The 5122-nt window shown below is 53.5% G+C and carries 7 protein-coding genes; 2 read left to right on the forward strand and 5 right to left on the reverse strand.

Translation table 11 applies throughout. From position 1 onward, the window contains the following. The 4 genes from GAP13_RS10880 to GAP13_RS10895 form a co-directional block, all read right to left on the reverse strand. The coding region (locus GAP13_RS10880; protein ID WP_158908346.1) for an ArsA family ATPase at window positions 1–809 on the reverse strand (809 nt) is incomplete at its 3' end. Beyond that, a complete protein-coding gene (gene arsD, locus GAP13_RS10885; protein ID WP_158908347.1) occupies window positions 806–1144 on the reverse strand; it encodes an arsenite efflux transporter metallochaperone ArsD in 339 nt (112 codons plus the stop codon). The genes arsD and GAP13_RS10880, both read right to left, overlap by 4 nt. Window positions 1145–1402: 258 nt before the next feature. Beyond that, window positions 1403–1627, reverse strand: a complete 225-nt coding sequence (locus tag GAP13_RS10890; protein WP_306769201.1) for a BrnA antitoxin family protein — start codon at window positions 1625–1627, stop codon at window positions 1403–1405. Next, window positions 1602–1904 carry a BrnT family toxin gene (locus GAP13_RS10895; RefSeq protein ID WP_158908348.1) on the reverse strand — a complete coding sequence of 101 codons (303 nt, stop codon included), beginning with the start codon at window positions 1902–1904 and terminating at the stop codon, window positions 1602–1604. Before GAP13_RS10895 ends, GAP13_RS10890 begins: the two co-directional genes overlap by 26 nt. A gap of 143 nt (window positions 1905–2047) precedes the next feature. On the opposite strand from GAP13_RS10895, the gene GAP13_RS10900 reads away from it, so the two are divergent. After that, window positions 2048–2923: an SDR family NAD(P)-dependent oxidoreductase gene (locus GAP13_RS10900; RefSeq protein WP_158908349.1), complete on the forward strand. Its 876-nt coding sequence runs from the start codon at window positions 2048–2050 to the stop codon at window positions 2921–2923. Between the two features lie 339 nt (window positions 2924–3262). On the opposite strand, the gene GAP13_RS13330 is transcribed toward GAP13_RS10900, so the two are convergent. Further along, window positions 3263–3631, reverse strand: a complete 369-nt coding sequence (locus GAP13_RS13330; RefSeq protein WP_158908353.1) for an HNH endonuclease — start codon at window positions 3629–3631, stop codon at window positions 3263–3265. A 358-nt stretch (window positions 3632–3989) separates the two neighbouring features. Here GAP13_RS13330 and GAP13_RS10910 point away from each other — a divergent pair. Then, window positions 3990–5122, forward strand: a 1133-nt coding sequence (locus GAP13_RS10910) for a type I restriction-modification system subunit M (protein WP_158908350.1), incomplete at its 3' end; no start/stop codon positions are given.

Consider the following 5122-nt stretch of genomic DNA (forward strand, 5'->3'; position numbering starts at 1 on the left):
TAGGTGATGGATTCCTTGAAATCCTGGCGGATCTGCGAAAGGTATTTCTGCTGCATTTCATAACGGCTGCGGAAGAAGGGATGTGTGCACACTTCCTGCGGCAGAATGCCGTTGACAATAAGGCGGACGCTCTTTACCCCGATGCCTTCGAGCTCGGCCTTGGAGCGCTTTGTTTCGTAGAGAGAAGTGCCCTCCGGTTGGAGCACGAATACAAAATCGGTCCGGGAAGGGTCGCCCAGAAGACGCGTCGCCTCGTCATATTTCTTTTTGTTCTCTTGAATTGAGGCGACCGGTCCGATGCAGGTATTTCCACCGCCTTTCGCGCTCTCTTCGATGTGCTTGCTCCAGTCGACAGACAGTTCCAGAAGCCGGATAGTGTGCCCTGTAGGGGCGGTATCGAAGATGATGACATCATACGGGATTTCATTCTCGGACTGTTCCATCACCATGAAGTCGACAAACCGGTCGAAGGACGCGATTTCCGTTGTGCAGGGCGAATTGAACTGCTCTTCCATAACCTTCATGACGCTCACCGGCATGACCGCGCGCATGGGAGCGAGAATGCGTTCGCGATACTCCTCGGTGGCCTTGTCGGGATCTATTTCCATACCCCAGAGGTTTTCGATGCCCAATGGGGTGATTTTGTGGCCGATTCTGGATTCAAAGACATCGGCAAGGTTCGAGGCGGGGTCGGTGGTGATGATGAGGGTCTTTTTGCCGCTCTCCGCATAGTGGACTGCAGTGGCGCATGCCATCGTGGTTTTGCCAACGCCGCCCTTACCGGAGAAAAAGATATACTGTGCTTTCATGCACTTGCTCCTTGGGTGATTGGTGCGGGCTCAGATGCCCATTGTTTCAATTCTTCGTAAGTTGGAAAATTTTTTGTTTTCACGACATGACCATTCACAGCAGTAGCCGGAAGAATTTCGGTGCCATGCTGTTGCAATAGAGCGAGTACTTCTGGGTTCTCCATGAATTTTTTGCCTTGCTGGGAAAGCAGGTAGCGCTCCACCGCGATACCTTTTTCCTTTTTTAGCCTGAGGATCGCTTCATTCAGGTCCAGCAGCACAGGATCGATTGCAGGCCCACACAAGCCGCCTGGGCAGCACATGGGTGGATCGAATAGTTCGATTTTTGCAGGCATATTTCTGTTCCTCCCTCTATGTGAGTGATACATATGTCCGGATTCGGGCTATATATGCATATTTGTGCATATCTGACATGCAAGATACTGCATATTATAGAGTGCGTCAATCCCAAGAGGATACTTTTCAGGGAATTTTGCGGAAGAATTATGAGGCGACCTATATCTTAGGGATGCGAAATACTATCAATTGGACCTTATCATTCAGCAAATTAGCAAAACATAATCAATGTGGCCAAAATCCCGATGTAATGCCAATTATTGCCATACGACTTCCGGCTTTTTCTTCTCTTTTGCACATTGGGTAAGATAGAGATTTATCAGCGTCTGATACGGAATACCGATATCCCTGGAGAGGCTCTTGAAGTAATTCACAGTATCAGGCTCCAGGCGAATGGTCACCGATTTCTTGAGGTTCTTGATATAAGGATTTTTTATTGACTTATCAAAGTCATATTCATCGACCATGTCTTTGTCTTTCATAAGAGGCCTCCTCTTTCTTGGTAGCCTTTCTGGCAGAAATAATCCGGATAACAGAATCCGATTCCCGATAGCAATGACATACAACAAGAAGTCGCAGCTTGAAGCTTAGCCGGAGGGCGACAAAACGATCTTCTTCCTCGGAGTGTAGAGGATCATAAATAACACGAGCATATTCGTCATAAAAGACCGTTTTGGCTTCCTCAAAATCAATACCATCATGTTTCGCTTTATTCGCGAGATTCTTTCGCGGATCCCAAACGAAGGAAATTTCCTTCATAAATACAATGTATGTACATACTGATAAATTGTCAATATGGCAAAAAGAAAAATCTGAAAAACTTCCTAAAGGCATAATAGTTTATGCTCCGCACACGGCCCTGCCTTGACCCCGCCGGGGGGCTGCCATATCCTGTCGATATCATGAGCTGGTCGCTGTCGGGCAAGGTTGTGTGGATTACCGGCGCTTCGTCGGGCATCGGGCGATCGCTTGCGGTTGAGGCGGCACGGCGTGGAGCCTGGCTCATTCTGTCGGGGCGAAATGTGCCAGCGCTCGAGGAAACGGCAGCATTGTGCGAGCGCGCAAGGCTGGCTTCGGAAAACCAACAGAACGCACAAAAAGATGAGCAAGAAGCCTCGCCGGGGGCTCGCAATCATGCCGCCTGCACTCTGCTCCCCTTCGACCTGGCCGATCCGGAGGCGCGCCTCGAGGCTGCTCAGAAAGCGCTCACCATTCATGGGCGCATCGATGTACTCATGCTCAACGCCGGTGTGAGCCAGCGCGCGAAGTTCGTGGAAACCTCGGCCGATGTCTTCAACCTTATAATGGAAACGAATTTTTTCGCGGCAGTGGATATTGTGCGCGCGGTGCTGCCGCAAATGTGCTCGCACAGTTCCGGAGTAATTGCCTGTGTATCGAGCGTCGCGGGGCTCATGGGCGCGCCATGGCGAACTGCGTACTCAGCGTCCAAGCACGCTCAGGCGGGATTTTTCTCGTCATTGCGGACCGAACTCTATGGGAGCGGCATTCAAATTTCAATAGTCTACCCGGGATTCGTGCGGACCGCGATTTCGGAAAATGCCCTCGCGGGGGACGGAACGCGGCATGGTAAGCTCGACCCCCTGCAAAAATTCGGGCAAAACCCGGAGGTGACGGCACGCACCATTTGGGACAAGCTGGAAACCGGAAAGCTCGATATCAAGGTGGCGTTCGAGCTCAAGGCCCGCCTTGGCGTGTTTCTATCGCGATATTTTCCGGCGCTCTTTGTGCGCTCGATATCTCGCCACGGCGGGTTGTAAGCTGAGGAGTTTCATGAGTGTTCTGAACTTTGGAACCTCGCTCGCACATGGATACCTCACGCATGCGTGGAGCGGAGCGGCCTGAGTGAGAGCGGTTTGTGAAAATCTTACCAATCGATTCTGGAGACAGCGTCAGTACCACCGGGCCGTGTGATTTCGGAAAAGCTTCAGCATCGCTCGCTGCATCACCCCGCAAACGTATCCCGGAAGGGTTTCAGGTATCTTCTGTCCGGGGACCAGTCGGTTGCACGGAGCCCTGCGTCTCAGGAAGAATGTTGGATATTCACCGCCTCCTCCTGATCATTCTGGCCTGGAGCGCGATTTGATATGGGCAGATTGTCAGGCTGTTTTGAATTTTTCGAACCTTGCGGCAAGTCTTTCAGGATCTGGGTAATGTTCTTCTCGCCTTGGCAAATAGAGCCGATTTCCATGCAGCTCCTGGAGTCCGTAACGCAGCATGGGTCCGTCATGCTCGTACAGAATATCGCTCCTCACGTGGATATGGTAATCAGGGTCAATGCCAATAATATTCCGGTCAAAGGCAGCATGATGGATTTTGCACAGAGAAAGTCCATTTGAAATGACAGGAAGACCCTCTTCCTCGCTGTCGGGGATGATGTGCGCGGCATCGAGGAGCTCGGGATGAGCGAGCCTGCAGGGAACCAGATCCCGGTCTGCCCATGAAGGGTGATGCGGCGACCCTGGTATTCAAAGCCGCGCGCAAGCTCGGAGCCATCGAAAATTCCGTCATTGAACCTGCTTCGCTCGTCGAGCCACCGGAAGGCTGCAAGCCGGATTTCCATTTCGGTAGAAGGCAGGTTGTTCATATGGCTATTGTATTCGCTCCATCCCGAATTAGCCAGGGCACGGGGCACCGTTGGGAGCGCGCACATGTGTGACAATTGCGCGCGCAAGCTCTGATGATGTATAAAGTAATAGACAATACGAGGATAATAAGGCGGACCATTACCAGGCTCCATCCAATGCCACCTTCGGTGGCGAAACTGAACGATCATTCGCTGCTTGCACAATATAGGGTGCGATACTGAATACAGGAGGGGAACTCGTGGCACGGCAAAAACGCAATGCACAAGAAGCCGAGGTGAGCGGTGCCACTATCGGCTACGAAGCTCAGCTCTGGAAAATGGCCGACGCGCTTCGCGGCAGCATGGATGCTGCCGAGTACAAACACGTTGTCCTCGGCCTGATCTTCCTCAAATATATTTCTGACGCCTTTGAGGAGCATCATGCGACGCTCCAGGCTGAGCGTGCCCAGGGGGCCGACCCCGAAGACCCCGACGAATACCGTGCCGTGAATGTCTTCTGGGTGCCGCCCGAGGCGCGCTGGGCACACCTTAGGGCACAGGCCAAACAGCCCACCATCGGCCAACTTGTGGATGACGCCATGGCTGCGATCGAGCGCGATAACCCGGCACTCAAGGGCGTGCTGCCCAAGGACTATGCCCGCCCTGCGCTGGACAAGCAGCGCCTGGGGCAGCTCATCGACCTCATCAGCAATATCAAAGTGGGCGACGAAGCGGCCCGCTCCAAGGATGTGCTCGGTCGGGTGTATGAGTACTTCCTGTCGCAATTTGCGAGCGCCGAGGGCAAGAAGGGTGGTGAATTCTATACCCCCCGCTGTATCGTCAAGCTCCTGGTCGAGATGCTCGAGCCCTACCGAGGCCGGGTCTACGACCCCTGCTGCGGCTCTTCGGGTATGTTCGTGCAGTCGGTGGAGTTCATCCGTGCCCATGCGAACGGCAATGGCAACGGCGGCAAGGCTCGTGCAGATATTTCAATCTATGGCCAGGAGTTGAACTATACCACCTGGCGGCTCGCCGAGATGAACCTTGCCATCCGCGGCATCGAGGGTCAGATCGCTCAGGGCGATACCTTCCATAACGACAGGTTTCCAGATCTCAAAGCGGACTTTATCCTCGCCAATCCACCCTTCAACGTCTCCGACTGGGGCGGCGAACGCCTTGCCGGTGACAAGCGCTGGCAGTATGGAGTTCCTCCGAAGAGCAACGCCAACTTCGCCTGGGTACAGCATATCGTGTATCACCTTTCGCCCACGGGCGTAGCCGGCTTTGTGCTCGCCAATGGCTCGATGTCGTCCAACCAGTCCGGAGAGGGCGAGATCCGCAAAAACCTCATTGAGGCCAACCTTGTGGACTGCATGGTGGCATTGCCGGGCCA

Origin of the sequence: Rectinema subterraneum (assembly GCA_009768935.1) — a bacterium.
Classification (GTDB): Bacteria; Spirochaetota; Spirochaetia; order Treponematales; family Rectinemataceae; genus Rectinema; species Rectinema subterraneum.

What these genes read in the sequence shown, in the direction of transcription:
- GAP13_RS10890 (WP_306769201.1), bottom strand. Translation starts at nt 1,627, where the DNA reads ATGAAAGACAAAGACATGGTCGATGAATATGACTTTGATAAGTCAATA.
- GAP13_RS10900 (WP_158908349.1), top strand. Translation starts at nt 2,048, where the DNA reads ATGAGCTGGTCGCTGTCGGGCAAGGTTGTGTGGATTACCGGCGCTTCG.
- arsD (WP_158908347.1), bottom strand. Translation starts at nt 1,144, where the DNA reads ATGCCTGCAAAAATCGAACTATTCGATCCACCCATGTGCTGCCCAGGC.
- GAP13_RS10895 (WP_158908348.1), bottom strand. Translation starts at nt 1,904, where the DNA reads ATGAAGGAAATTTCCTTCGTTTGGGATCCGCGAAAGAATCTCGCGAAT.